The organism is uncultured Jatrophihabitans sp., assembly GCF_964246335.1.
Lineage (GTDB): Bacteria > Actinomycetota > Actinomycetes > Mycobacteriales > Jatrophihabitantaceae > Jatrophihabitans.
On the sequence record NZ_CAXTQF010000002.1, the window covers coordinates 1 to 23,852 of the forward strand.

26 protein-coding genes and 1 pseudogene (1 of these 27 running past the window's edge) are annotated in these 23,852 nt (G+C 71.1%); 8 read left to right on the forward strand and 19 right to left on the reverse strand.

Translation table 11 applies throughout. The features are described from left to right. Window positions 1-494: GNAT family N-acetyltransferase (locus ACFFCN_RS00810; RefSeq protein WP_375488767.1), on the forward strand; the 494-nt coding region annotated here is incomplete at its 5' end. A 9-nt stretch (window positions 495-503) separates the two neighbouring features. Then, complete coding sequence (dop, locus tag ACFFCN_RS00815; RefSeq protein ID WP_375488769.1) at window positions 504-2,039, forward strand: depupylase/deamidase Dop; 1,536 nt, start codon at window positions 504-506, stop codon at window positions 2,037-2,039. Between the two features lie 3 nt (window positions 2,040-2,042). Here the strand turns inward: dop and ACFFCN_RS00820 are convergent, their stop codons facing one another. Genes ACFFCN_RS00820 through ACFFCN_RS00830 form a run of 3 tightly spaced genes read right to left on the reverse strand, consistent with a single transcriptional unit; the run spans window position 2,043 to window position 4,532 of the window. Then, the gene (locus tag ACFFCN_RS00820; RefSeq protein ID WP_375488771.1) at window positions 2,043-2,990 is read right to left on the reverse strand and encodes a class I SAM-dependent methyltransferase; all 948 of its coding nucleotides are present in this window, start codon (window positions 2,988-2,990) and stop codon (window positions 2,043-2,045) included. Continuing rightward, a complete protein-coding gene (locus ACFFCN_RS00825) occupies window positions 2,920-4,197 on the reverse strand; it encodes an alpha/beta hydrolase fold domain-containing protein (protein WP_375488773.1) in 1,278 nt (425 codons plus the stop codon). Before ACFFCN_RS00825 ends, ACFFCN_RS00820 begins: the two co-directional genes overlap by 71 nt. A gap of 59 nt (window positions 4,198-4,256) precedes the next feature. Then, on the reverse strand, window positions 4,257-4,532 hold the full coding sequence (locus tag ACFFCN_RS00830; protein ID WP_375488775.1) for a DUF2277 domain-containing protein: 276 nt from the start codon (window positions 4,530-4,532) through the stop codon (window positions 4,257-4,259). A gap of 72 nt (window positions 4,533-4,604) precedes the next feature. On the opposite strand from ACFFCN_RS00830, the gene ACFFCN_RS00835 reads away from it, so the two are divergent. From ACFFCN_RS00835 to ACFFCN_RS00845, 3 genes are read left to right on the forward strand one after another with little or no spacing between them, the layout of a single operon-like run. After that, window positions 4,605-5,015 carry a hypothetical protein gene (locus ACFFCN_RS00835; RefSeq protein ID WP_375488777.1) on the forward strand — a complete coding sequence of 137 codons (411 nt, stop codon included), beginning with the start codon at window positions 4,605-4,607 and terminating at the stop codon, window positions 5,013-5,015. A gap of 54 nt (window positions 5,016-5,069) precedes the next feature. Continuing rightward, on the forward strand, window positions 5,070-5,678 hold the full coding sequence (locus tag ACFFCN_RS00840) for a TetR/AcrR family transcriptional regulator (protein WP_375488779.1): 609 nt from the start codon (window positions 5,070-5,072) through the stop codon (window positions 5,676-5,678). Next, a complete protein-coding gene (locus tag ACFFCN_RS00845) occupies window positions 5,665-7,293 on the forward strand; it encodes an acyl-CoA dehydrogenase family protein (protein ID WP_375488781.1) in 1,629 nt (542 codons plus the stop codon). Before ACFFCN_RS00840 ends, ACFFCN_RS00845 begins: the two co-directional genes overlap by 14 nt. 1 nt (window position 7,294) lies before the next feature. Here the strand turns inward: ACFFCN_RS00845 and ACFFCN_RS00850 are convergent, their stop codons facing one another. Together ACFFCN_RS00850 and ACFFCN_RS00855 are read right to left on the reverse strand one after the other, a co-directional pair. Then, entirely contained in the window at window positions 7,295-7,540 is a 246-nt protein-coding gene (locus tag ACFFCN_RS00850; RefSeq protein ID WP_375488783.1) for a DUF5999 family protein, read from the reverse strand. 179 nt (window positions 7,541-7,719) lie between these two features. Continuing rightward, on the reverse strand, window positions 7,720-8,181 hold the full coding sequence (locus tag ACFFCN_RS00855; protein ID WP_375488785.1) for a hypothetical protein: 462 nt from the start codon (window positions 8,179-8,181) through the stop codon (window positions 7,720-7,722). A gap of 30 nt (window positions 8,182-8,211) precedes the next feature. Between ACFFCN_RS00855 and ACFFCN_RS00860 the strand changes: the two genes are divergently transcribed. Both ACFFCN_RS00860 and ACFFCN_RS00865 read left to right on the forward strand, forming a co-directional pair. After that, the gene (locus ACFFCN_RS00860; protein WP_375488787.1) at window positions 8,212-9,648 is read left to right on the forward strand and encodes a GuaB1 family IMP dehydrogenase-related protein; all 1,437 of its coding nucleotides are present in this window, start codon (window positions 8,212-8,214) and stop codon (window positions 9,646-9,648) included. Window positions 9,649-9,755: 107 nt separating this feature from the next. Then, complete coding sequence (locus tag ACFFCN_RS00865) at window positions 9,756-10,643, forward strand: cation diffusion facilitator family transporter (RefSeq protein ID WP_375488789.1); 888 nt, start codon at window positions 9,756-9,758, stop codon at window positions 10,641-10,643. 34 nt (window positions 10,644-10,677) lie between these two features. Here ACFFCN_RS00865 and ACFFCN_RS00870 read toward each other — a convergent pair whose 3' ends face one another. Next, on the reverse strand, window positions 10,678-10,863 hold the full coding sequence (locus tag ACFFCN_RS00870; protein WP_375488791.1) for an antitoxin: 186 nt from the start codon (window positions 10,861-10,863) through the stop codon (window positions 10,678-10,680). A gap of 117 nt (window positions 10,864-10,980) precedes the next feature. On the opposite strand from ACFFCN_RS00870, the gene ACFFCN_RS00875 reads away from it, so the two are divergent. After that, on the forward strand, window positions 10,981-12,351 hold the full coding sequence (locus tag ACFFCN_RS00875) for a wax ester/triacylglycerol synthase family O-acyltransferase (protein WP_375488792.1): 1,371 nt from the start codon (window positions 10,981-10,983) through the stop codon (window positions 12,349-12,351). A gap of 9 nt (window positions 12,352-12,360) precedes the next feature. Here ACFFCN_RS00875 and ACFFCN_RS00880 read toward each other — a convergent pair whose 3' ends face one another. The 13 genes and pseudogenes from ACFFCN_RS00880 to paaZ all read right to left on the reverse strand — a co-directional run. Continuing rightward, window positions 12,361-13,398, reverse strand: a complete 1,038-nt coding sequence (locus tag ACFFCN_RS00880) for a glutathione S-transferase family protein (RefSeq protein WP_375488794.1) — start codon at window positions 13,396-13,398, stop codon at window positions 12,361-12,363. 2 nt (window positions 13,399-13,400) lie between these two features. Continuing rightward, complete coding sequence (locus tag ACFFCN_RS00885; protein WP_375488796.1) at window positions 13,401-14,150, reverse strand: alpha/beta fold hydrolase; 750 nt, start codon at window positions 14,148-14,150, stop codon at window positions 13,401-13,403. Further along, complete coding sequence (locus ACFFCN_RS00890; protein ID WP_375488798.1) at window positions 14,147-14,710, reverse strand: AAA family ATPase; 564 nt, start codon at window positions 14,708-14,710, stop codon at window positions 14,147-14,149. The genes ACFFCN_RS00885 and ACFFCN_RS00890 overlap by 4 nt, the downstream gene beginning before the upstream one ends. Before the next feature lie 17 nt (window positions 14,711-14,727). Beyond that, a complete protein-coding gene (locus ACFFCN_RS00895; protein ID WP_375488799.1) occupies window positions 14,728-15,549 on the reverse strand; it encodes an SDR family oxidoreductase in 822 nt (273 codons plus the stop codon). A gap of 81 nt (window positions 15,550-15,630) precedes the next feature. Beyond that, entirely contained in the window at window positions 15,631-16,830 is a 1,200-nt protein-coding gene (locus tag ACFFCN_RS00900; RefSeq protein WP_375488801.1) for an MFS transporter, read from the reverse strand. Between the two features lie 9 nt (window positions 16,831-16,839). Continuing rightward, entirely contained in the window at window positions 16,840-17,688 is an 849-nt protein-coding gene (locus ACFFCN_RS00905; RefSeq protein WP_375488803.1) for a putative protein N(5)-glutamine methyltransferase, read from the reverse strand. Further along, a complete protein-coding gene (gene paaK, locus ACFFCN_RS00910; RefSeq protein WP_375488805.1) occupies window positions 17,685-18,992 on the reverse strand; it encodes a phenylacetate--CoA ligase PaaK in 1,308 nt (435 codons plus the stop codon). Before paaK ends, ACFFCN_RS00905 begins: the two co-directional genes overlap by 4 nt. Window positions 18,993-19,010: 18 nt before the next feature. Further along, window positions 19,011-20,060, reverse strand: a complete 1,050-nt coding sequence (paaE, locus tag ACFFCN_RS00915; protein ID WP_375488807.1) for a 1,2-phenylacetyl-CoA epoxidase subunit PaaE — start codon at window positions 20,058-20,060, stop codon at window positions 19,011-19,013. Between the two features lies 1 nt (window position 20,061). After that, on the reverse strand, window positions 20,062-20,574 hold the full coding sequence (gene paaD / locus ACFFCN_RS00920; RefSeq protein ID WP_375488809.1) for a 1,2-phenylacetyl-CoA epoxidase subunit PaaD: 513 nt from the start codon (window positions 20,572-20,574) through the stop codon (window positions 20,062-20,064). Then, complete coding sequence (gene paaC / locus ACFFCN_RS00925) at window positions 20,568-21,443, reverse strand: 1,2-phenylacetyl-CoA epoxidase subunit PaaC (RefSeq protein WP_375488811.1); 876 nt, start codon at window positions 21,441-21,443, stop codon at window positions 20,568-20,570. Before paaC ends, paaD begins: the two co-directional genes overlap by 7 nt. Then, window positions 21,440-21,802: a 1,2-phenylacetyl-CoA epoxidase subunit PaaB gene (gene paaB, locus ACFFCN_RS00930; protein WP_375488813.1), complete on the reverse strand. Its 363-nt coding sequence runs from the start codon at window positions 21,800-21,802 to the stop codon at window positions 21,440-21,442. Before paaB ends, paaC begins: the two co-directional genes overlap by 4 nt. Next, window positions 21,799-22,842 carry a 1,2-phenylacetyl-CoA epoxidase subunit PaaA gene (paaA, locus tag ACFFCN_RS00935; protein ID WP_375488815.1) on the reverse strand — a complete coding sequence of 348 codons (1,044 nt, stop codon included), beginning with the start codon at window positions 22,840-22,842 and terminating at the stop codon, window positions 21,799-21,801. Before paaA ends, paaB begins: the two co-directional genes overlap by 4 nt. A 76-nt stretch (window positions 22,843-22,918) precedes the next feature. Then, a pseudogene (gene paaZ / locus ACFFCN_RS00940) lies at window positions 22,919-23,852 on the reverse strand (phenylacetic acid degradation bifunctional protein PaaZ); it runs 1,046 nt beyond the window's last position.

The window sequence follows — 23,852 nt, forward strand, 5'->3', positions numbered from 1 at the left end:
CCGACGAACGGGTCAGCCGCGGCGTCGTGCGGTTGGCCGACGACGACGCCGGGGAACTGCTGACGCTGCAGCTGGCCGCGTGGGTGCGTGAGATGCACGCCAACCCGGGCGTGCAGATCCCCCCGCTGTTCGAGGACCTGGACGACGTCCGGAGCCAGCTCGCGGATCCCGCGCAGACGGTGTGGGGTGTGCGCGAGGGCGGCCGGCTGATCGCCACCGTCCGCACGTCGGTGCGCGAGGACGGCACCGCATACGTGGGGCGGCTCGGCGTGGTGCCCGACCTGAATCGCCAGGGCCTCGGCGGCGCGCTGCTGCGCCACGCCGAGGCGTTGTTGCCGCCCACGGTGCCACGAATCGACCTGATCACGGGCGCGGGCAGCATCGACAACCACCGCTTCTACGCCCGGCACGGCTACCGCATCGTCGGGCCCGGACCGGCCCACAGCACCCTGCGGATGGTCAAGGATCTCGAACCGGCCCGAGGTCTCACGTAGCCTGGAATGGTGACGGTCCGGCGGGTGATGGGCACCGAGGTCGAGTACGGCGTCAGCCTGCCCGGCCAGCCCCAGGCCAACGCCATGCTGCTGTCCGCACAGGTCGTCAACGCCTATGCCAACACGCTGCCCGCCGGACGGGCGCGGCGAGCCAGCTGGGACTTCGAGGAGGAGTCACCGCTGCGCGATGCGCGCGGCTTCGACCTCGGCGGCTCGGGCGCGGGCGGTGCCATCGCGCAGGAGTTCATCGACGCCGAGGAAGACACCGGGATGGCCAACGTCATCCTGCCGAACGGCGCCCGGCTCTACGTCGACCACGCTCACCCCGAGTACTCCAGCCCCGAGGTGACCAACCCGCTCGACGCCGTGCGGTGGGACAAAGCCGGCGAGCTGGTGATGCTCGAGTCGGCGCGTCGGCTGCCGACGATGCCCGGCGTCGAGGCACCGATCAACCTGTACAAGAACAACACCGACAACAAGGGCGCGTCCTACGGCGCGCACGAGAACTACCTGTGCAGCCGGGACACGCCGTTCGCCGCCCTGGTGCGGCACCTGATCCCGTTCTTCGTCACCCGGCAGGTGATCTGCGGCGCCGGCCGGGTCGGGCTCGGGCAGGACGGCCGCACCGCGGGCTTCCAGATCTCGCAGCGCGCCGACTTCTTCGAGGTGGAGGTCGGGCTGGAGACCACGCTGAAGCGACCGATCGTCAACACCCGCGACGAGCCGCACAGCGACGCCGATCGCTACCGCCGGCTGCACGTCATCATCGGCGACGCCAACCTCTCCGAGATCTCGACGTACCTCAAGGTCGGTACGACGGCGCTCGTGCTCGCGATGATCGAGGACGACTTCCTGGCGGCGGACCTCGCCATCGCGCAGCCGATCCGCGAGCTGCACTCCGTATCGCACGACCCCGGTTTGCGGCACACCATTGCCTTGGCCGACGGGCGCACGATCACCGCGTTGGAGCTCCAGGGGGAGTACCTGGACCGCGCGCGTAAGTACGTCGACGACCGACAGGGCGACGACGTCGATCCGCAGACCGCCGACGTCCTGGCTCGCTGGGAGTCACTGCTCACCCGGCTGCGCAGCGACGCCTTCTCGGCAGCGCAGGAACTGGACTGGGTCGCCAAGCTGCGGCTCCTCGAGGGGTACCGCGACCGCGACAGCCTCGACTGGGACGCGCCCCGCCTGCAGCTGGTGGACCTGCAGTACTCGGACGTGCGGCCGGAGAAGGGCCTGTACAACCGGCTGGTGTCCCGTGGCGCGATGCAGACGTTGCTGCCCGCCGGCGCAGCCGAGGACGCCGTGCACACGCCACCCGCCGATACGCGCGCCTACTTCCGCGGCGAATGCCTGCGCCGCTACGGGCAGGCCGTGGCGGCCGCGTCCTGGGACTCGGTCATCTTCGACATCGGCCGTGAGTCCTTGGTCCGCGTGCCGATGCTCGAGCCGCAGCGCGGCACCCAGCGGCACGTCGGCGAGCTGCTGGACCGTTGCGCGACGGCGGCGGAGCTGGTCGCGGCACTGAACGTGTCCCGCTGAGCGCTACCGCACCCAGTCGAGCGGGATGTCGCGCAGCTTGCGGGCCACCACCGCGTCGTAGAACAGCGGCTGGCCGGCCACCGACAACCGGTGCTGGTAGCGGGTGTGCGCGGTCTCCTCGATGACGCCCTCACGGACCATCCGGTCGAGCAGCTGCGAGAAGGCTCCGGGTTGGTCGACGAACCGGTCGCGCAGGTTGAACGCGCACCACCCCGGACTGCCGACGTAGTTGAACGCCGCCGCGAACGCCGCCGGCGGCACGTCGTCGAACCCGAGCGCAGCGACACACACGAGGCAATTGAGTCGGGCATCGCGCAGCACTGCGGCGTCGTCGGCGTCGAGCGTCGTCACGTCGTCGGCGAGGTAGTCCACGTAAAGCCCCGGCCGGTCGCGCAGCGCTGCCATCCGGGCTTCGGGCAGCAGGTCGAGCCCGTAGAACGTGCGGGCGCCGGTCCGCGCGAGAGCCTCGGCCACCATGCCGTTGCCGGCACCGAAGTCCAGCACCCGAAGGTCGGCCGGATCCTCGCCCGCGGCGCGCACCGACTCGGCGAGCAGGCCGGCGACGACGTCCGGAGACGCGCATTTCAGCGTCTCGACGAACAATCCCTCGTACAGGCCCGGGATCTCGAAGATCCGCGCGTAGTCGTGGAAGCGCACCCGCTGTGATCTGCCGTCGATCAGCAGGTCGCAGAATTCCTCGTTCTGGTCGAGTTCCCGTTCGTCGGGCAGGGCGATGGTGAAGTCCGGCGTCGGTTCCTCGGTGGCAACGATGGTGGTGCAACCCCTCTCATACGACAGCGCGGCGATAGGTCGACGCCGCGCGGTGTTCCATATTGTAGAACGCGCGGGCTCGGTGCGCCGGACGAGGGCGTTGCGAAGATCAATGCTGGGGTGCGGCCGGCCGCTCGGCGCGCGTCGCGTGGCACCACTCGAGGAACCGGGCCACCCCACGCACGACGTGGGCGCTGCGCAGCGACGGGAAGATGTCGAACGCGTGCTGCGCGCCAGCGATCTCGGCGTACGCCACCGGACTGCGCGACGTCTCCCGCAGCTTGGCGACGAACTCCCGAGCTTCCGCGACCGGTACGAGCGTGTCGTTCGTGCCGTGGACGACGAGGAACGGCGGCGCGTCGGGGCCGATGCGCGAGAGCGGGGAGGCGGCGCGGTAGTCGTCCGGGTAGACGGCGTCGCGGCTCATGACCTTCGGCCGGACAACCGTCTGCAGCCGCTCGGTCGCAGACCGCGCGCCGCCCTCCTCGGTGAAGTCGTAGACGCCGTAGTGCGGTACGCAGGCCTGCACCGAGGTGTCGGCGTCCTCGAAACCGGGCTGCAGCGACGCGTCGCCCGCGGTCAGGGCGACGAGCGAGGCCAGGTGGCCGCCGGCCGAGCCGCCGGTGGTCGCGACGAACGTCGGGTCCGCCCCGTAGCGGTGCCCGTGCTCGCGGATCCAGGCCATCGCCTGCTTGGCGGCGACGAGGTGCGCAGGCCAGCGTGACTTCGGAGAGAGCGGGTAGTTGATGGCCACGCACACCCAGCCGCGGGCGGCCATGTGCAGCATCAGCGGCACGCCCTGATGGTCCTTGCTGCCGAACATCCACGCGCCACCGTGGATCTGCAGCAGCACCGGGGCATCCGGCGGCAGGTCGGCGCGGTAGTAGACGTCGAGCTCGAACCGCTTGCCGCCTTCGGCGTACGGGATGTTCCGCTCGATGGCGACCGACGCGTTATGGACGCGGAACGGCATCGCCAGCGACTGCCAGCGGGCTGCGTCGTCGTCGGGCAGTGCAGGTCTTTCGATGCGCTCGGCGTAGTCCGCGCCCAGCGTCTCCTGCAGCGCGTCCTCGATCTCGGCACCGGCGCGCCGGCTGCCGGTGGCGAGCCAGGCCGCCGAGCCGACGTTCGCCGCCGCGGCGACGAGCCCCAGCACGTCGGTGCGGGAGCGGACGCCACGTCGGGTCAGGTGGGTCCCGGCATCCAGGGCGCACAGCGTCCCGATGTGTGGCGCGAGCTCGGAGGCGGGCCAGCCGGCGAAGAACGCCGGCACCGCGGTACCCGGCAGGTGGACCGGTCGGACGGCGTTCGCGAACAGACCGAGTTGAGCCAGCTGGCGAGCGGCGAACAGCCGATCGGACGAGACGAGCGAGGCGAGGCGCGGCACGGGCGTCAACGTAACCGACACGGTGACCCGTCGCGTCGGCCGCGTTGCGCAGCCGGGACTCAGCTCAGCCGGGCGTACCGCACTTCTGCCCGGGCGCGGGCCTTGGCGGCCTCGACGTCCCGGTTGCGCGGCGGCGCACTCGTGGTCAGCCGCTCGAGCAGATGCCGTGTGGTGTGCGCGATCTCGGCAACCGCGTCGTCGAAGGCGGCCTGGTTGGCCGCGGACGGCTTGGTGCTGCCACTGATCTTGCGCACGAACTGCACGGCGGCGGCGTGCACTTCGTCGCCGGTCGCGGGCGGCTCGAAGTTGTGCAGGGTCCGGATGTTTCGGCACATACGTCCAGCGTGCCTGCACGAGACGGTCGCGGCAACGCCGGCGGGGGAGCCGGATCGGGCATGATCCCGGGCATGGACTCTGCAGCCGGCACCGCGCTGCACCGCATCGAGGCGTTGCCCGGCTCCGGGCGCTACGCGGTGACCTTCCGTGCCGCGGACGGCACCGAGCAGACGGCGACGGTGCGTGTCACGGACATCGACGTCGACGTCGCGGAAGCCAGCCTGCCGGCCACCTGGCGGCGCGCGAACGCCGCGTTCGCGATGCTCGCGGCGGCGGTCCGAGCACTCGATGCCGCGGCCAGCTTCGCGCCACCGCCGCAGCAGCTCCTCGACATCGACGGCGGCTGGGACGTCAGCCTGGGCAACGTCGTGCTCGCTGCCGACGGCCGGCCCGCGTGCATCGCGCACGGTCCGCTGGAGCAGCAGGCGGACGGGGTCTGGGCCTGCCCGGAGTGCGGCGCGACGGGCCTGCTGCGCAGCTGACGCGTCTCTTCAGCCCCGGTTGTCCAAGAAGTGCAACGGTGATTCACTGCTTGGATGGCCTATCGACGCACCGCCTCGATGCAGGCACGCCTCGATCTTCAGCGCCGCGCCGTCGTCCATGCGGCGGCCGAACTGCTCGCCGAGCGTGGGTACGCGGCCTGCACCATCATCGGGGTCGCGGAGCGTGCCGGCGTCGCGTCCGGCACCGTCTACAACCACTTCCAGAACAAGACCGGTCTGATCACCGAGTTGTTCGAGACGGTGGTCGGCCGCGAGGTCGAGGTGGTGCGCGCCCACGCCGCGCACGGCAGCGCGGCCGAGCGCATCCGCGCCGTGATCGAGACCTTCGCCGGCCGCGCGCTCAAGTCACCCCGCCAGGCGTACGCATTGCTCGCCGAACCGGTGGAGGCGCCCGTCGAGGCCCTTCGGCTGCGTTTCCGTCAGGCGTTCCGCGACGTGCTGTACGAGGCCGTCGATCTCGGTGTGCGCACAGGCGAGCTGCCTGCGCAGAACGCCGCGGTGGTGGCGGCGGCACTCGTCGGGGCGGTCGGCGAGGCGCTGACCGGCCCACTCGCGGCACCCGCCGAGCATCCCGACACGCTGCCGAGCCTGATCGCATTCACCTACCGAGCCATTGGAGTGTCGCCTGATGCCGACGCATGAGGTCACCAATCAGGTCCCGCCGATCACCGGCACCGACCTCACCGCTCATGCCGCCCTCGACGAGGGGCTCGAGCGCGAGGGCGCTGCCTGGGCGCGCGACGAGGTGCACGAGCTCGGCCGGCTGGCCAACAGCGAGCAGTGGCAACTGACCGGCCGGCTCACCAACGACCACCCACCCGTGCTGCACACGCACGACCGCCACGGCAATCGCGTGGACGAGGTCGAATACCTCCCGCAGTACCACGACCTCATGCGCACGGCCGTGGAGCACGGCCTGCACGGCGCCCCCTGGGCCGATCCGCGCCCCGGCGCGCACGTCGCGCGGGCGGCGAAGAGGAGCGCCGGGGGCGCCGCCGACGCCGGGCACCTGTGCCCGATCTCGATGACCTACGCAGTGGTGCCGGCCCTGCGCGCCGAACCGTCGCTGGCCGCGCGGTTCGAGCCGCTGCTGACCAGCCGCGCCTACGACCCGCAACTGCGTGAGCCGAGCAGCAAGCCCGGGCTGATCGCCGGCATGTCGATGACCGAGAAGCAGGGCGGCTCCGACGTGCGCGCCAACACGACCCGCGCCGTGCCGGCCGGTGCGGACGCGACCTTTCGGTTGACCGGGCACAAGTGGTTCACCTCGGCACCCATGTCGGACCTGTTCCTCACCCTGGCACAGGCCCCCGGCGGCCTGTCGTGCTTCGCGGTGCCGCGCGTCATGCCCGACGGCACGCGCAACGCGTTCGCCATCACGCGGCTCAAGGACAAGCTGGGCAACAAGTCCAACGCCTCGGCCGAGGTCGAGTACGACGGCGCGCTGGGCTGGCTGGTCGGTGGTGAGGGACGCGGCGTCTCCACGATCATCGAGATGGTCAACATGACCCGCCTGGACTGCTCGCTGATGGCGGCGAGCGGCATGCGGCTGGCGCTCGCACACGCCCTGCACCACGCCACACACCGGCGCGCATTCGGGGCGCGGCTCGTCGACCAGCCGGCAATGACGAACGTGCTGGCCGATCTGGCGCTGGAGTCCGAAGCCGCCACGACCGTCGTCATGCGCATCGCTGGGGCCGTCGACCGCGCAGCCGGCGGCGATCGGGACGAGGCGCTGTTTCGCCGGATCGCGCTCTCGGTCACCAAGTACTGGTTGTGCAAGCGGCTCGCCGGCCACACCGGCGAGGCGCTCGAGTGCCTCGGCGGCAACGGTTACGTCGAGGAGTCCGGCATGCCGCGGTTGTACCGGGAGGCACCGCTGGTGTCCATCTGGGAGGGATCGGGCAACGTCGCAGCGCTGGACACGCTGCGCGCGCTGGGCCGCGACGCCGCGGCCGTGGAGGCGTTCTTCGGCGAACTCGAGCTGGCGGCGGGAGCGGATGCGCGCTACGACGACGCGCTGGCGTTGTTGCGCAAAGAGCTGGCCGACGACGCGGATCTGCAGGTCCGGGCTCGGCGGCTCGTGGAGCGGATGGCCGTGCTGCTCCAGGCGTCGCTGCTGGTGCGATACGCGACGCCCGCGGTGGCCGACGCGTTCGTGGCCTCGCGGCTGGACGGAGACTGGGGATTTGCCTACGGGACGTTGCCGGCGCGCGCGGCTCTCGGGGCGATCCTCGAGCGCAACCGGCTCGAGTAGGTCAGCTGGCGCGGCGGTGCGGGGAGGCGAGCAGCAGGGCGGCGCGCCGGGCACCGGTGCACTCGCCGTTCGGCAGCAGCTCGCCGAAGTCCTCGAAGACCACGACGCCGTTGCACAGCAGGCTCCAGCCCTGCTCGGGGTGCGCGGAGAGCACGTGGGCCGCATCGCGGTCGGCGGCCTCGGCCGTGGGGCAGGCCGGTACGTGGGTGCAGGAGTGCCGGCGGGGGGCGGCAGGCAGACCGTTCATGACGTTTTCCTGTAATCGCTTTCGGAACTTGTAACACCAAGTGTGCGACAAATTCCTACCTTGTCCAAACGACGCACCGTTTGGCCCGTCGGATTTATTGATACCCGGCTCAACTACCTGATGTTTGGTTTCTGTTACTTCGTTACCCATCCGTGACTTATGAGCTGTGCCACTTGGCGTTAGGTCCGGCCGTCGCGGTCCTGTGCACGCCGTAACACGTCGGTCCGCGGCACCCAGTCCGCCAGGGCCGCCGGAAAACCGGCGTCGAGCGCGGCTCGCACGACCTCGTCGTCGTCGTCGACGAGCGCGGCCACGCCCCGCGGCCGCAGCTGGGCGAGGACGTCGAGCTTGTACCGAGCCGCAGGGCGGTAGTCGCCGGGCGCGCGTAGGTGCAGTTCGACGCCGGGCAGGCCGCGGTCGCGCAGCCAGTCCGCGGTGACGGTGCGCAGCCACTCCGGGCGCCCGGTCAGCCAGACGACCTCGTGCTCGCGCGCCAGGTCCGCGGCCAGCCGGGCGCCCTCGGCCAGCAGCGGATCTGCACCGGCCGACGCGAAGAACCGGCGCCACGACCCGCGCTCGAGATGGTGCAGCCGGTGCCGGACGTCGGCGACCACTCCATCGATGTCCAGAACCGCCAGCACCGGTCTGAGCGTAGGTAGACTCCAGACCTCGTGCACTTCATCGGCCCGGCACCGTCGTACGAGCTCACCTACGACGACGTCTTCATGGTTCCGCGCCGCTCGGACATTGCGTCGCGTTTCGACGTCGACCTCTCGACCGCCGACGGCAGCGGTACGACCATCCCGCTCGTCGTCGCGAACATGACTGCGGTGGCCGGGCGCCGGATGGCCGAGACGGTCGCGCGACGCGGCGGGCTGACCGTCCTGCCGCAGGACATCCCGGTGCCGGTGGTCAGCGACGTCGTCACCTGGGTCAAGCGCCGCCACCACATCGTCGACACCGCACTGACCCTGTCGCCCCGCAGCACGGTCAGCGACGCGCTGGCGCTGCTGCCCAAGCGCGCGCACGGCGCGGTGGTGGTCGTCGACGGCGACCGCCCGGTCGGCATCGTCACCGAGTCGGACTGCATCGGCGCCGAGCGCTTCGCCCAGCTGCACCAGGTGATGTCGGCCGACCCGTTCACCCTCGTCGACGACCCGCTCGACCCGGTGCGCGCCTTCGAGGAGCTGGACCGGCGGCGCCGCAAGCTGGCGCCGGTGGTCGACCGCGAGGGCGCGCTGATCGGCATCCTCAGCCGCACCGGTGCGTTGCGCTCGACGATCTACCGGCCCGCGCTCGACGCCGACCACGCCCTGCGGGTCGCGGCGGCCATCGGCGTCAACGGCGACGTCAAGGGCCGCGCCGCCGAGCTGCTCGAGGCCGGCATCGACCTGCTGGTCATCGACACCGCCCACGGTCACCAGCAACGGATGATCGACGCGCTCGGCGCGGTCCGTTCGCTGGCGCCGCAGATACCGGTCGTGGCCGGCAACGTGGTGTCCGCAGCCGGCACCCAGGAGCTCATCGACGCCGGCGCGGACATCGTCAAGGTGGGCGTCGGGCCGGGCGCCATGTGCACCACCCGGATGATGACCGGCGTGGGCCGCCCGCAATTCTCCGCGGTGCTCGAGTGCGTCGAGGCGGCGCGTGCGGCCGGGCGGCACGTGTGGGCCGACGGGGGAGTGCGCCACCCGCGCGACGTCGCGCTCGCACTCGCCGCCGGTGCCTCGGCGGTGATGGTCGGCTCGTGGTTCGCCGGCACCTACGAATCGCCCGGGGACCTGCACGCCGCGCCGGACGGCCGGCTCTACAAGGACAGCTTCGGCATGGCGTCGGCGCGCGCCGTCGCCAGCCGCACCAGCGGTGAGGGCGCCTTCGACCGCGCCCGCAAGGCGTTGTTCGAGGAGGGCATCTCGAGCGGGCGGCAGTTCCTGGACCCCGAGCGGCCGGGCGTCGAGGACCTGCTCGACGCGATCACCGCCGGCGTGCGATCGGCGTGTACCTACGCCGGCGCGACGAACCTCGCCGAACTGCACGAGCGCGCCGCGATCGGCGTGCAGAGCGCCGCCGGCTACGCGGAAGGACGCCCCCTGCACGCCGGGTGGTGAGTTCCGCTCCGCACCCACCCATGGCTAGGGGTGGGACAATCGATGCTGTGCCGCACGACCACACACACGGGACGCGGTCCGCTGACGCAGCGGACCGAGGCTGGCTGTTGGCCGCCCTCGGCGTGGTTGTCGCATTCATGGTCGCCGAGATCGTCGCCGGCCTGCTCGCGCACTCGCTGGCACTGCTCGCCGACGCGGGCCACATGCTCACCGACGCCGCAGCGCTGCTGCTCGCCGTCGTCACCTCGCGACTCGTGCGCCGTCCGGCGCGCGGCGCGTTCACGTACGGGCTTGCCCGGATGGACGCGCTGTCCGGGCAGGCGAACGGCATCACGCTGGTTCTGCTGGCTCTGTGGTTCGTGGTCGAGGGCGTGCGCCGGCTCGTCACCCCCGCGCAGGTGCACGGCGGGGTCGTCGCCGTGGTCGCCGTCGTCGGTGCGGCGGTCAATGTGCTCGCCACGATGCTCGCCGGCCGGGCGGACCGGTCCAGCCTCAATGTGCGCGGCGTGCTGGCGCACCTGCTGACCGACGTCTGGGCATTCGCCGCGACCTTCGTCGCAGGCGTGGTCGTGGTGACCACCGGCTGGCTGCGCGCCGACGCCGTGGCGTCGCTGGCCGTCGCCGCGTTGATGGCCTGGACCGGCGTCCGATTGGTGCGCGAGGCCGGCCGGGTGTTCCTCGAGGCGGCGCCGAACGGGCTAGACCCGCTCGCACTCGGTGCCGATCTCGCACGCAGCGATGGCGTGGCGCAGGTGCACGACCTGCACGTGTGGGTCCTGGGCTCGCAGGAGAACGCGGTGTCCGCGCACGTGTTGGTGCGCCCCACGCACGACTGTCATCAGGTGGCCGACCAGCTACGCGAGTTGCTGGCGCAGCGCTACGGCATCGGCCACGTCACCCTGCAGGTCGACCACGAGGACAACAACCGGCACGACGCCGACAGCTGCGTCGACGCGCACGGCATCGTGCACACCGCGCCGGCGGCGAGTTCCTGATCGGCGCGGGCAGCGGCCCGCGCCGACCTACGACCTAGTTGGCGCCGCCGTCGTCGCCGATGCGGTCGTCGAGCTTGTCGACGCCCTTGTCGATCTGCTCCTCGTGGCCGAACTTGTCGCCGGCGGCGTCACCCGCCTTGTCCAGGCCGCCCTCGACCTGCTCCTCGTGGTCGTCCGCGTAGTCCTTCGCCTTGTCCGCCATGTCACCGAAATCGGCCATCGTCGAACCCTTCCGTCAGCGGGGACCGGCATCCCCGGTACCCGACCGGTACCCAGCGGCCGCGGAGGGCGAAACGTCCGGTAAGCACCGAACGGTTCGGGGTGTCAGAATCAACGGATGCTGCTGCCGATGTCGCCCACCGACTCGTTGTTCCTGCTCGCCGAGTCGCGGGAGCAGCCGATGCACGTCGGGAGTCTGCAGCTCTACACCCCGCCCGACGGCGCCAATGCGCTGGACGTCCGGCAGATGTTCGCCGACTCGATGACGCAGGAACCGTCGTCACTCTTCCTCAAGCGACCCAAGCGCTCGGTCACCACGCTCGGGCAGTGGGGATGGGTACAAGACAAGTCGTTCGATCTCGAACACCACGTGCGCAACAGCGCTCTGCCGCAGCCCGGGCGCATCCGCGACCTGCTGGCGCTGGTGTCCCGGCTGCACTCGACCCTGCTCGATCGGCACCGTCCCCTGTGGGAGATGCACCTGATCGAGGGACTCGAGGACGGCAGGTACGCCATCTACTTCAAGGTGCACCACTCGTTGATCGACGGAGTCTCTGCGCTGCGGATGCTCGGCCGCCAGCTGACTCCGGACGCTGATGAGCGCGGCATACCGGCCCCGTGGGCGCCTCGGCCGCCGTCGGGCAAGCGGAAGAAGGGCGCCTCACAGAGCGCCGCCCAGCGCGTCCTGCACACCGTGGGAGACACGGCGGGTCTCGCGCCGGCGCTGGTCCGCACCCTGCGCGGCGCGATCACCGAACAGAGCGGTTCGATGTCGCTGTCGGCACCGAAGTCGATGTTCAACGTGCCGATCACGGCCGCCCGGCGATTTGCCGCGCAGTCGTGGCCGATGGAACGCATCCGCGCCGTCGGCAAGAGCGCGGATGCCACCGTCAACGACGTCATCCTCGCGATGTGCTCGGGGGCGTTGCGCAACTACATGATCAGCGAGGACGCGCTGCCCGACGACCCGCTGATCGCGATGGTTCCGGTGTCGCTGGCCAGCGACGACGAGGCAGGCGGCGACGGCGGTGGCAACGCCGTCGGCGTAGTGATGTGCAACCTGGGCACGCACCTCGACGACGCCGGTGACCGGCTGGCCAACGTGCACCGCTCGATGACCGAGGGCAAAGCCGCCCTGAGCACGATGAGCCAGATGCAGATCCTCATGATGAGCGGGCTGGGCGTCAGTCCGCTCGCGGTCCTGCCCGCGCTCGGCCTCAACGGCACCGTCCGGCCGCCGTTCAACCTGGTCATCTCCAACGTGCCGGGGCCGCGCGAGCCGATGTACTGGAACGGCGCACGTCTCGACGGGCTGTTCCCGCTGTCGATCCCGCTCAGCGGTCAGGCCTTGAACATCACCTGCACCAGCTACGCCACGGAGGTTGCGTTCGGACTGACCGGCTGTCGTCGGTCGGTGCCGCACCTGCAGCGCCTGCTGCGCTTCTTGGACGAGGAACTCGACGCGCTCGAGCAGGCCGTCGGCCTCTGATCCGGTACGTCAGCCGGCGCCGTGTGCCGCCGGTACGACCTCGTCCGCGGGCGGCGGGCCGGGCGCAGTGCCGTCACCGAACGGGCGGCCGCCGAGTTCCTCGCGACCGTGCGGGGTGAGCCAGTTGGCCAGGTCGGGCCCGTCGGGCACGATGCCCGACGGGTTGATGTTCTTGTGCACCAGGTAGTAGTGCATCTTGATGTGCACGAAGTCGGTGGTGTCGCCGAAGCCCGGTGTCTGGAAGAGATCCCGCGCATAGGCCCATAGCGCCGGGAACTCGTCGAGCTTTTGCCGGTTGCACTTGAAGTGCCCGTGGTAGACGGGGTCGAAGCGGGCCAGCGTGGTGAACAGCCGCACGTCGGCCTCGGTGATCGTGTCGCCGACGAGGTAGCGCTGACCGCGCAGCCGCTCGTCCAGCCAGTCGAGCCGGGCGAACAGGGCGCTGTAGGCGTCGTCGTAGGCGTGCTGGCTGCGCGCGAACCCGCACTTGTAGACGCCGTTGTTCACGTCCTCGAACACCAGCTGTGCCACCTCGTCGATCTCGCCGCGCAGGTTTTCGGGGTAGAGGTTCGGCGCTCCGGCGCGTTGGTAGGGCCGCCATTCGGACGAGAGGTCGAGCGTCATCTGCGCGTAGTCGTTGGTGACGACCTGCCCCGTCGGAATGTCGACGATCGCCGGCACCGTGATGCCGCGCGGGTAGTCCGGGACCCGCCGGAAGAACGCCTCCTGCAACCGCTCGATGCCGAGGACCGGGTCGCGCCCGCCGGGATCGAGATCGAACGTCCAGCTGCGCTCGTCGTGCGTCGGGCCGCAGATGCCCATGGACAGCACGTCCTCGAGGCCGAGCAGCCGGCGGACGATGATCGCGCGGTTGGCCCACGGGCACGCGCGGGCGACGACGAGCCGGTACCGCCCGGGTTCGACCGGGTAGCCGTCGCGGCCGTCGGCAGTGATCCGCGTGGTGATGTAGTTCTGGTCGCGCTGGAAGCCGCCGTCGCTGCCGATGTCCTTGGTGTCGCCGGTCTCGGTCGTCTGCGTGTCAGTCACGGTCAGGAGCCTGCCCCGGTCCGGCCGCGCAGGAACGCGATCAGCAACGGGTTCACCAGCTCGGGCGCCTCGGCGGGCAAGCCGTGGGTGCCCGGTAGCACCGCGAGACGGGCGTCGGGCAGGGCCGCGACGACCTGCTGTGAGTGCTCGAGCCGCACCTCGTCCCGGTCGCCCTGCAGCACGAGGACCGGCACCGTGATCGCGGCGAAATCGTCCAGGTCCAGCTCCGGCTCGTTGTCGATCATGCGCATCATCTTGGCGTAGATGACGCCGAAGTGTTCGGGACCGTCCGGCGACACCGGGTCGTAGTCGCGTCGCAGGTAGTCCTTGGCCTCCTCGGTGTGCAGGAAGGCTGCCAGCCGGCTGTCCGGCACCTGGCCGTCGCTGTTGTAGTACTGGCCGATGAGCGCCATTCGCGCCACGAGGTCGGGCCGGCGCAGCGCGACGAGCACCGCCACGATCGCGCCGTCACTCCAGCCGACGAGCGGCACCGGCTGCGCGAGCTCCTGCTCGAGGTAGGAGACCGTCTCGTCGGCCATCGCCGCGTAGCTGAATTCGCCGTCGCCGTCCGGGGTGTGCGCGTGCCCGCGACGTTCGGGGACGTGGACGCGCCACCCGTCGGCCACCAGCGCGGGCGTCTGGGCGGCGAAGGCGTCAGCGCCGCTGAAACCGCCGTGCAGGAGCACCACCGGCGGGCCGTCACCGGTGACCTCATGCCAGATCCGTCGGCCGGATACCTGGATGTAGGTCATGCCTCCTCCTCGTCACCGACGGCATCGAGCAGCTGCGCGTACACGCGCTCGAGCGAACCCGCGGGGGAGTGCAACACCCGCGTCCCGTCACGGGTCGAGATGATCTGCAGCAACCGGTCGTGCATGGCAGCGAGCGCGGTCTCGCCCCCGCTGCGTTCGACCAGCCACGCAGCGTCCACGTGTGCCGGCTCTGCTGCAGCGGTGCTGCGCGCGGCGAAACGCGCGAACAACGTGTCGCGGTCGTCGACGAGCACGAACTCGAAGAACTGCGCCCCGGCGCCGACCGCGACGTGCTCGGCCTGCTCGATGAACCGCGGACGAGCAAGGAACTGCGGCAACAGCACGTCGAACCCGTCGCGCAGGTGCTGCCCGGCCAGCGTCAGCGACAACGCCCGCGCATGCAGCCCGGCGGCGGTCGGTTGCTCCTGCCAACGGCCGAGCTGCCTGCGCAACCCGTCGAGCTCGACGACGAGCGCCATGGCGTGGTCGTCGGCGTACCGGCGGGCCAGCGTGGTCTTGCCGACCGCGGGCATGCCGTTGAGCAGGATGAGCCGGGGCACCCCGGCACGCTATCGACTCAGCCCTGGGCGAGCTCCGCGACGTCCTGCCACTCGCGCCACGTGGACAGTCGCGACTCGTAGTCCTTCTCGGCGATGCCCAGCGGCGCCTTGCCGAAGAAGCAACGCAGCGGCGGTTCGTCGGCGTCGACGAGCTTGAGCACCGCCTCGGCGCTGGCCTTCGGGTCACCCGGTTCGGAGACGCGCTGCTTGCGCTGCTCCTGCGCCTTCTCGTGAAACTCCTTGTAGGCGTCGAGCTCCTTCGAGTGCTTCGCCGACGAACCGGCCCAATCGGTGGAGAATCCGCCGGGCTCGATCAGCGTCACGTGGATGCCGAAGTCGGCGACCTCCTGGGCCAGCGACTGGCTGAGGCCTTCGAGCGCCCACTTCGACGCGTGATAGGCGCCGACCAGCGGGAACGCGGAGATGCCCCCGATGGACGACACCTGCAGGATGTGGCCCGAGCCCTGCTCGCGCAGGAACGGCAATGCGGCCTGGGTGACCCACAGCGCGCCGAAGAGGTTGGTCTCCAACTGGGCGCGGGCTTCGTCCTCGGTGAGTTCCTCGACCAGGCCGAAGTGACCGTATCCCGCGTTGTTGACGACGATGTCGAGGCGGCCGAACCGGTCGTGCGCCTGGGCGACGGCTGCGAAGTCCGCGTCACGATCGGTGACGTCGAGCTGGATCGGCAGGAACCGGTCGCCGTACTTCTCGGTGAGGTCGTCGAGCGAGCTGGTGTCGCGCGCCGTCGCCGCGACGGAGTCACCGCGTTCGAGCGCGGCGATCGCCCACTCGCGGCCGAAACCGCGCGAGGCGCCGGTGATGAACCATGTTTTCGTCATGTAGCCGAGATACCCGGTCGATCCCCGACTTTCCCGGCCAGGTGGCGTCGGGAATCGCACCCGTGTGCCGGGAATACGGGCTCACGCGGCCCTGCGCAACGCTGCCACCCGGTTGCTGGCAACTGCGACGAACGCAGCGAGCACCGGGATGACCGCGAGCGCGGCCCGCAGCGTGCTCAGGCCGGCGAGCTGCCCGATCAGCGGCGGACCGAGCACGAAGCCGGCCCAGCCCATGCCGGACACGGCGGCCACCGCCACCCCGGGATGCAGGTCCGGCAGCCGGCCCGCGGCGCTGAAGGTGGTGGGGACGACTGCCCCGAGGCCCGCCCCCAGGGCGAAGAACCCGAACAACGTGATGGGCACGGCGCCGACGGCGAGCGCGATCGCGAAGACAACCGCGGCGACGAGCGCGAGCGCCGGCAGCACCCGCCGTGCCTCGAAGCGTTCGATCAACCGGTCGCCGGACAGCCGCGCGCCCACCATCGCGAGCGCGAAGGCCGCGTAGCCCAGCCCGCTGATCGCGGCACTCGCATGCACCGAGTCGTGCAGATAGACAGACGACCAGTCGGCCGCCGCGCCTTCGCACAGCATCGACGCGAACGTGATGGCGCCGAGCAGCAGTACGGCCGAGGACAGCCGGTGCGGCCACCGTGGCCGCGCCGCCGGTGCGGATGCCGGCCGCTCGGCGGCCGCCGGGTCCGCGGCGTCGAGCAGCATGCGCAGCGTCAGCCACTCCGCGACGACGATCGCGACACTGCCCGCGACGAGCAGCTGCCAGGACAGCGAGATGCCCACGGCGACGCAGACCGCCCCCAGGCCCGCGCCGGCGAAGGCGCCGAGGCTCCAGAACGCGTGCGTCGTGTTCATGATCGCCCGGTCGCGGGCTCCCTCGACGGCGATGGCCTGGGTGTTCATCGCGATGTCGAGCGTCCCCATGAACGCGCCCCATACGAATAGCGCCGCGAACAACGCCGCGGTGGAGCCGGTGAGCCCGACGAACGGCCCACTGATGCCGTAGCCGAGCAGGCAGACCTGCACCACGCGACGGCTGCCGAAGCGCGGGATCAGCGCGGCGGCGGCGAGCATGGCGGACACCGAGCCGACCGGCGCGCCGAGCAGCGCGACGCCGAGGGTTGCGTTGTCCAGGTGCAGGTGTGCCTTGACCTGAGGGATGTGCGCGGTCCACGACGCGAACAGCAGGCCGTGCACGAAGAAGGTGACGACCACACCGACCCGCGCCCAGCGCACCGCGTGCGCGGACGGGGCGGCGGCGCGGGTCACCAGGCGAAGCTACGCGGGGCGTGGTCGTTGCAGCAGCGCGTGCACCTCGTCCCACGCCTGCTCCCGGTCAGCGGCATCGGCGCCGCCGGGTGCAGTGGCCGACAGCACGATCTCCGCATAGGCCTTGCTCTCGGTGATGCAGACGTCGAGGTCCGCATCGAGGTTCGGCGACAACGCCACCGCTTGGCTGCCGGACAGCTCGACGAACGCCGTGCCGCCGGGCCGCAGCCAGTGCCTCGCGCCGTCGAAGACGCGGCGTGCCACGTCCGTGCCGTCGGCACCGCCGTCGAGAGCGGTCCGTTGCTCGTGGTCGCGGGCCTCGGCCGGCATCGCGGCGATGTCCTCGGTCGGCACGTACGGCGCGTTGGCCACCACGACGTCGACCCGGCCGCGCAGTTGCGCGGGCAGTGGCTCGTAGAGGTCGCCGACGAAGAGGTGCACGTCGTCGCCGACGTTCGTCCGCGCGCACTCGACGGCAGCGGGGTCCAGATCGACGGCGTAGAGCCGGATGTCGGGAACCTCTGCCTGCAGTACCGCGGTGATCGCGCCTGCGCCGCAGCACAGGTCGAGCACCGTGGCATCCGCGCCGCTGTATCGCGCGAAGATCGCCGCCACCCGGGCGAGGAATTCGGTGCGCCGCCGCGGCACGAACACGCCGGGGGAGACCGCGACGCGCACGCCGCAGAAGGCGGCCCAGCCCACGATGTACTCCAACGGTTCGCCCGCACAGCGGCGCTGCACGAGCGGCTCGAGCGGCTCACCGGTCTCGGCGGCATGCTGCTCGAGCAGCCGGGCCTCGTCCTCGGCGAAGACGCACCCGGCGCGCCGCAGCTGCCTGACGACCCTGGCCGCCCTCACCGGGCCGGTCGCTCGTCCAGCACGCGGCGCATCTTGCCCATCGACCGCTCGACACCGTCGGGCGCGAGCACGTCCACCGCCACCGTCACGCCGATGACGTTCTTCACCCGCTCACGCAGCTGGGCGCCGGCCGCCATGGCGTCGTGCTCGTTGGCGTCGATACGCCGTTCCACCCGCACCGTCAGCTCGTCGAGGGTGCCGCTGCGGGTGAGCACGCACTGGAAGTGCGGCGCGAGGGCCGGCACCTGCAGGATCAGCTCCTCGAGCTGGGTGGGGAACAGGTTGACGCCGCGCAGGATGATCATGTCGTCGGTGCGGCCGGTAATCTTCGCCATCCGGCGCATGGGCCGCGCGGTGCCGGGCATGAGCCGCGTCAGGTCGCGGGTGCGGTACCGGATCACCGGCATGGCCTGCTTCGTGAGCGAGGTGAACACGAGTTCGCCCTCCTCGCCGTCGGGCAGCACCTCGCCGGTGAGCGGGTCGATCACCTCGGGGTAGAAGTGGTCCTCCCAGACGTGCAGGCCGTCCTTGGTCTCGACGCACTCCTGCGCGACGCCGGGACCCATGACCTCGCTCAGCCCGTAGATGTCGGTGGCGTCGATGCCGAGGCGTCGTTCGATGTCGGCGCGCATGCCGTCGGTCCACGGCTCGGCGCCGAAGATCCCGAACCGCAGTGACGACGCAGCCGGGTCGTCGCCCCGGCGCTCCATCTCGTCGATGATCGCGAGCAGGTACGAGGGCGTCACCATGATCACGTCCGGCCGGAAGTCGCGGATCAGCGTCACCTGCCGTTCGGTCATCCCGCCGGACACCGGCACCACCGTGCAGCCGAGCCGCTCGGCGCCGTAGTGCGCGCCCAGGCCCCCGGTGAACAACCCGTAGCCGTAGGCGTTGTGCAGCACGTGTCCCGGCCGGCCGCCGGCTGCGCGGATCGAGCGCGCCATCACCTCGGCCCAGACGTCGAGGTCGGCGCGGGTGTAGCCGACGACGGTGGCCCGGCCGGTCGTCCCCGAGGACGCGTGTACCCGCACCACCTGCTCACGCGGCACCGCGAACATCCCAAAGGGGTAGTTCTCCCGCAGATCGGCTTTGGCGGTGGTCGGGAAGCGGGCGAGGTCGGCGAGGTCGGTGCAGTCCTCGGGCCGCACTCCGGCGGCGTCGAAGGCGGCGCGGTAGTGGGCGACGTTCTCGTAGGCGTGGCGCAGCGTGGCCCGCAGCCTGCTCAGTTGCAGCGCGTGCAGCTCGTCCACCGAGGCGCGTTCGCACGGGTCGAGCGTTGCCGGGTCCGGGGCGAGGTCGGGCATGTGGGGATCCTGCGCGGCTCAGGCGTCGTAGTCGACGACGACGCGTTCGGACTCGGGGACGGCCTGACAGGTGAGCACGTAACCGGCGTCCACCTCGGCCGGTTCGAGGGCGTAGTTGCGGCGCATCCGCACCTCGCCGTCGGTGAGCAACGCCCGGCAGGTGCCGCACACCCCGCCTTTGCACGCGAACGGCAGGTCGGGACGGACCCGTTGGGCGGCGTCGAGGATCGCGCTGCCGTAGGGCACGGTGCACGTGGTCGACCGGCCGTCCAGCACGACGGTCGCCTCCGCGCCGGGACCGGGCGGCGACTCGACGTGTCGATCCTGCGGCGGCGCCTCGTCCTCCACGTAGAACAGTTCGCGGTGGATACGGGACCGCTCGACGCCGAACTCGCCGAGCACCGCGACAGCGTCGGTGACCATGCCGAACGGCCCGCACAGCCACCAGTGGTCGGTGCCGGCGACGTCGACGACGGTCGACAGGAGCTCGCGCAGCTTCGCCGCGTCGAGCCGGCCGGTGAACAGCGCGACCTCCTGCGGCTCCCTGCTCAGGACGTGCACGAGGCGCATCCGTGCCGGGAATGCGTCCTTGAGCTCGGCGACCTCGTCGGCGAACATCACCGAGTCGCTGCGACGGTTGCCGTAGAGCAGTGTGACGTGGTTGCGCTCGTCGGCGCCGAGCAGCGTGCCGGCGATGGACAGCATCGGCGTGATGCCGCTGCCCGCAGCGAGCAGCACGTGGTCGCGCTCGTCCAGTGCGAGGTCCGGCGTGAACGACCCGCTCGGAGGCTGCACGTCGACGACGTCGCCCGGCCGCAGCTCGCGCACCAGCCAGCGCGAGACCTTGCCGTCGGCCACTTCGCGCACGCCGATGCGCGGCGCCCAGCCGGCCGGCGCGCAGATCGAGTACGAGCGCCGTTCCGTGCCGCGGCGGACCGTCAGCGTCTGCCCGGCCCGGAAGGTGAAGTGCTCGCGTTGCGCCTCGGGCACCGCGAACGTCACCGCGGCCGAGTCGTCGGTGAGCCGGTCGACGGCGGCAACGGTCAACGGAACGAAGTCACGGGCCACGTCAGATCTCCTTGACGTACTCGAACGGCTCGCGGCACACGTCGCAGCGGTACAGCGCGCGGCACGCCGTGGCGCCGAACGCGGACAGCTGCGCGGTGTCCGCCGAGCCGCACCGTGGGCAGGTGACGGCCGGGCGACGCGGCTGCAGGACGAGCGGCACCGGCCCGGCGTGTTGTGGTGCGGGATGCGGTGCGGCGATGCCGGCGCGTGCGAGCTTGCGACGCCCCTCTGCGGTGATTCGGTCGCTGGACCACGGGGGATCCAACTGGGTACGGATCTGCACGTCGGTGTATCCCGCCGCGGCGAGGCGACTGCGCAGATCGAGTGCGATCTCGCGCATCGCGGGGCAGCCGCTGTAGGTCGGGGTGATCGTCACCGCGAGCCGATCGCCGTCCTGCTCGACGTCGCGCAGGATGCCGAGATCGGCCAGCGTCAGCATCGGCAGCTCGGGATCGGGCACCGACGCCGCAACCGCCCACGCGTCGTCGTGACGCCGGACCGCGACGCTCACCATGTCGCGGCCGGATGAGCCCGGGCGACACTCTGCATCTCGGCGAGCAGGTAGCCGAACGCCTCGGTGTGCACGCCGTGCCGCCCGGTGCGGCGCGCGACGGGCGCGAGCGGAGCGGCGTCCGGCTGCTCGAGCCCCGCGGTGGCCAGCACCGTGTCCACGACGGCGTCGAACTGGGCGCGCACCGTCGCCGGCCGTACCGCGATGCCGGGCAGCTCGACCGGGTCGTCGGTGAACAGCTCGTCCAGGTACGGCCACAGGGTGACCAGTGCGGCCTGCATCCGCGCGTGTGACAGATCGGTGCCGTCGCCCAGCCGGACGACCCACTGTGCCGCGTAGTCGCGGTGGTACGCGAGCTCGGGCACCGCCTTGGCGGCGATCGCCGCGAGCACCGGATCGGCGCAGCCGCGCAGCTGCTCGCACAGCGCGAGCCGCCACGTGGCGAACAGCAGCAGCCGGCCGGTGACCTCGGCGAAGTCTGCGTCGGCGTGCTCGGTCAGCCGGACGTTGCGGAACTCGTACGCGTCGCGGAAGAACGCGAGTTGATCTTCGTCGCGGCCCGCGTCCTCGGCCTGACCGGCGCGGGCGAGCAGTAGCCGGCCCTGGCCCAGCAGGTCGAGCGCGACGTTGGCCAGCGCCGCCTCCTCCTCGAGCTCCGGCGCGCGGGTCATCCACGCCTGCAGGCGCTGGGAGTAGATCAGTGCGTCGTCGCCGAGCATCAGGCAGTAGGCGGCGAGCGCGCCGGCATCGACGCCGTCGGGGATGCGCGCGTCGACACCGGCCAGCGGATCGGTGAAACCGGTGCCGAAGGCCCACCGGTGGTCCCCGAGGTCGTCGGCGAGGCCCTCGTAAGGAGTGTTGTGCTCGGTCATATGTTCGGGACGTCGTCGGGGATGTCGTAGAACGTGGGGTGCCGGTAGACCTTGTCGCCGGCGGGGGCGAAGAAGGGATCCTTCTCGTCCGGGCTGGACGCTGTGATGGCGCCGGCCGGCACCACCCAGATGCTGACGCCTTCATTGCGCCGCGTGTACACGTCGCGCGCGTGATGCAGTGCCTGCTGGGCGTCCGCGGCGTGCAACGAGCCGACGTGCACGTGATTGAGCCCGCGCTTGGCGCGCAGGAAGACCTCGTACAGCGGCCAGTCCGCGCGCACTGCCGCCGGCTCGGGCGCGACGGGCACACCCTCCGTAGGCACCGCCCCGTGCCCACCTTCCGCGGTGTACTCGGTCATCCGTTTGCACCCGCAGACGTCGCTAACGGCGCGCCAGCAGCCGCGTTAGCGACTGCTGCGGGTGCAAACCGACGCTTGCGTGCGTGCGCGACCGCGGCTTCCCGCACCCAGGCGCCGTCCTCGTGAGCCGCCCGCCGGTGCGCGACCCGCTGCGCGTTGCACGGTCCGTCGCCGCGCACCACGGCAGCGAACTCCGTCCAGTCGACGGCACCGAAGTCGTAGTGGCCGCGCTCGTCGTTCCAGCGCAGGTCGGCATCGGGCAACGTGACGCCGAGCGCCTGCGCCTGCGGCACCGTCATGTCCACGAACCGCTGCCGCAGTTCGTCGTTCGTGTGCCGCTTGACGCCCCATGCCATGGACTGCGCGGTGTTCGGCGACTCGGCATCCGGTGGCCCGAACATCATCAGCGACGGCCACCAGAACCGGTCCACGGATTCCTGCACCATCGCGCGCTGCGCGTCGGTGCCGCGCATCATCGTCATCAGCAGCTCGTAACCCTGCCGCTGGTGGAACGACTCCTCCTTGCAGATACGCACCATGGCGCGGGCGTACGGGCCGTACGACGAACGGCACAGCGGCACCTGGTTGCAGATCGCGGCGCCGTCGACCAGCCAGCCGATGGTGCCGACGTCGGCGTAGGACAGCGTCGGGTAATTGAAGATCGACGAGTACTTCTGCCGGCCGGTGATCAACTTCTCGGTGAGGTCGGCGCGGTCGGCCCCGAGTGTCTCGGCGGCGCAGTACAGGTACATGCCGTGCCCGGCTTCGTCCTGCACCTTCGCAATCAGGATCGCCTTGCGGCGCAGCGACGGCGCGCGGGTGATCCAGTTGCCCTCCGGCTGCATCCCGATGATCTCCGAATGCGCGTGCTGCGCGATCTGGCGGATCATCGTCTTGCGATAACCGTCGGGCATCCAGTCACGTGGCTCGACCCGGTGGTCATGCTCGATCGTCGCGTCGAAATGCGCGGCCAGCGCGGCCGACTCGGCGGGCTCGGCGGGCTCGGCGGGCTCGGCGCTCGTCTCGTCGATTGCGGTCATCCGGCGTCCTCCTCATGCTGATCAACAGCATCAATTGGTCGCCCTGACGACCAAGTCACGCTGTTGATCACGGAACCTACGGCCATTGCTTCGCCACCATCGTCAGGACGTCGTACTGCGCGGCCACCGAGCCGTCCTGCTTGGTCACCTGGGTGTCCCACCGCACCTCGCCGTAGTCACCGGGCCGCGGATTGATCTGCTTGCAGGTCAGCGTCACGGTCAGCGCGTCGCCGGGGTAGACGGGGGACAGGAAGCGCAGCTCGTCGATGCCGTAGTTGGCGAGCACCGGCCCCGGGTCGGGATCGACGAACAGTCCGGCCGCGAGCGAGACGATCAGGTAACCGTGCGCCACCCGGCCGTCGAAGAACGGATTGGCGGCGGCGGCCGCCTCGTCCATGTGGGCGTAGAACGTGTCGCCGGTGAACTCGGCGAAGTGCTCGATGTCGTCGAGAGTCACCGTGCGCGGGCCGGCGACGACGGTGTCGCCGACGCGCAACGTGGCGAGCGACTTGCGGAACGGGTGCCCGCCGGTGTCGTCGCGCGCGCTGCCGGCCACCCACCTGGTGGTGACGGCGCGCAGCAGCCGCGGGCTCGCCTGCACGGCGGTGCGCTGCATGTGCGCGAACACGGCGCGCAGGCCGCCGAGCTCCGCGCCGCCGCCGGCGCGACCGGGACCACCGTGCACGAGGTTCGGCAGCGGCGATCCATGACCCGTCGACTCGGCGGCGGATTCCGCGTCGAGCACGAGCAGCCGACCGTGGTACGGCGCGCAGCCCAGCACCATGCGCCGGGCGACGTCGGCGTCGGCGGTGACGACCGACCCGACGAGGCTGCCCCTGCCACGCGCCGCGAGGCGCACGGCATCGGCGACGTCGGTGTAGCCGACAACGCAGCTCACCGGGCCGAACGCCTCGACGCTGTGCGGCGCGTCGCTGTCCGGGTCGTCGACGCGCAGCAGCAGCGGCGACAGGAACGCGCCGCGGTCGGCGTCCGCGCCGACGACGTCGACG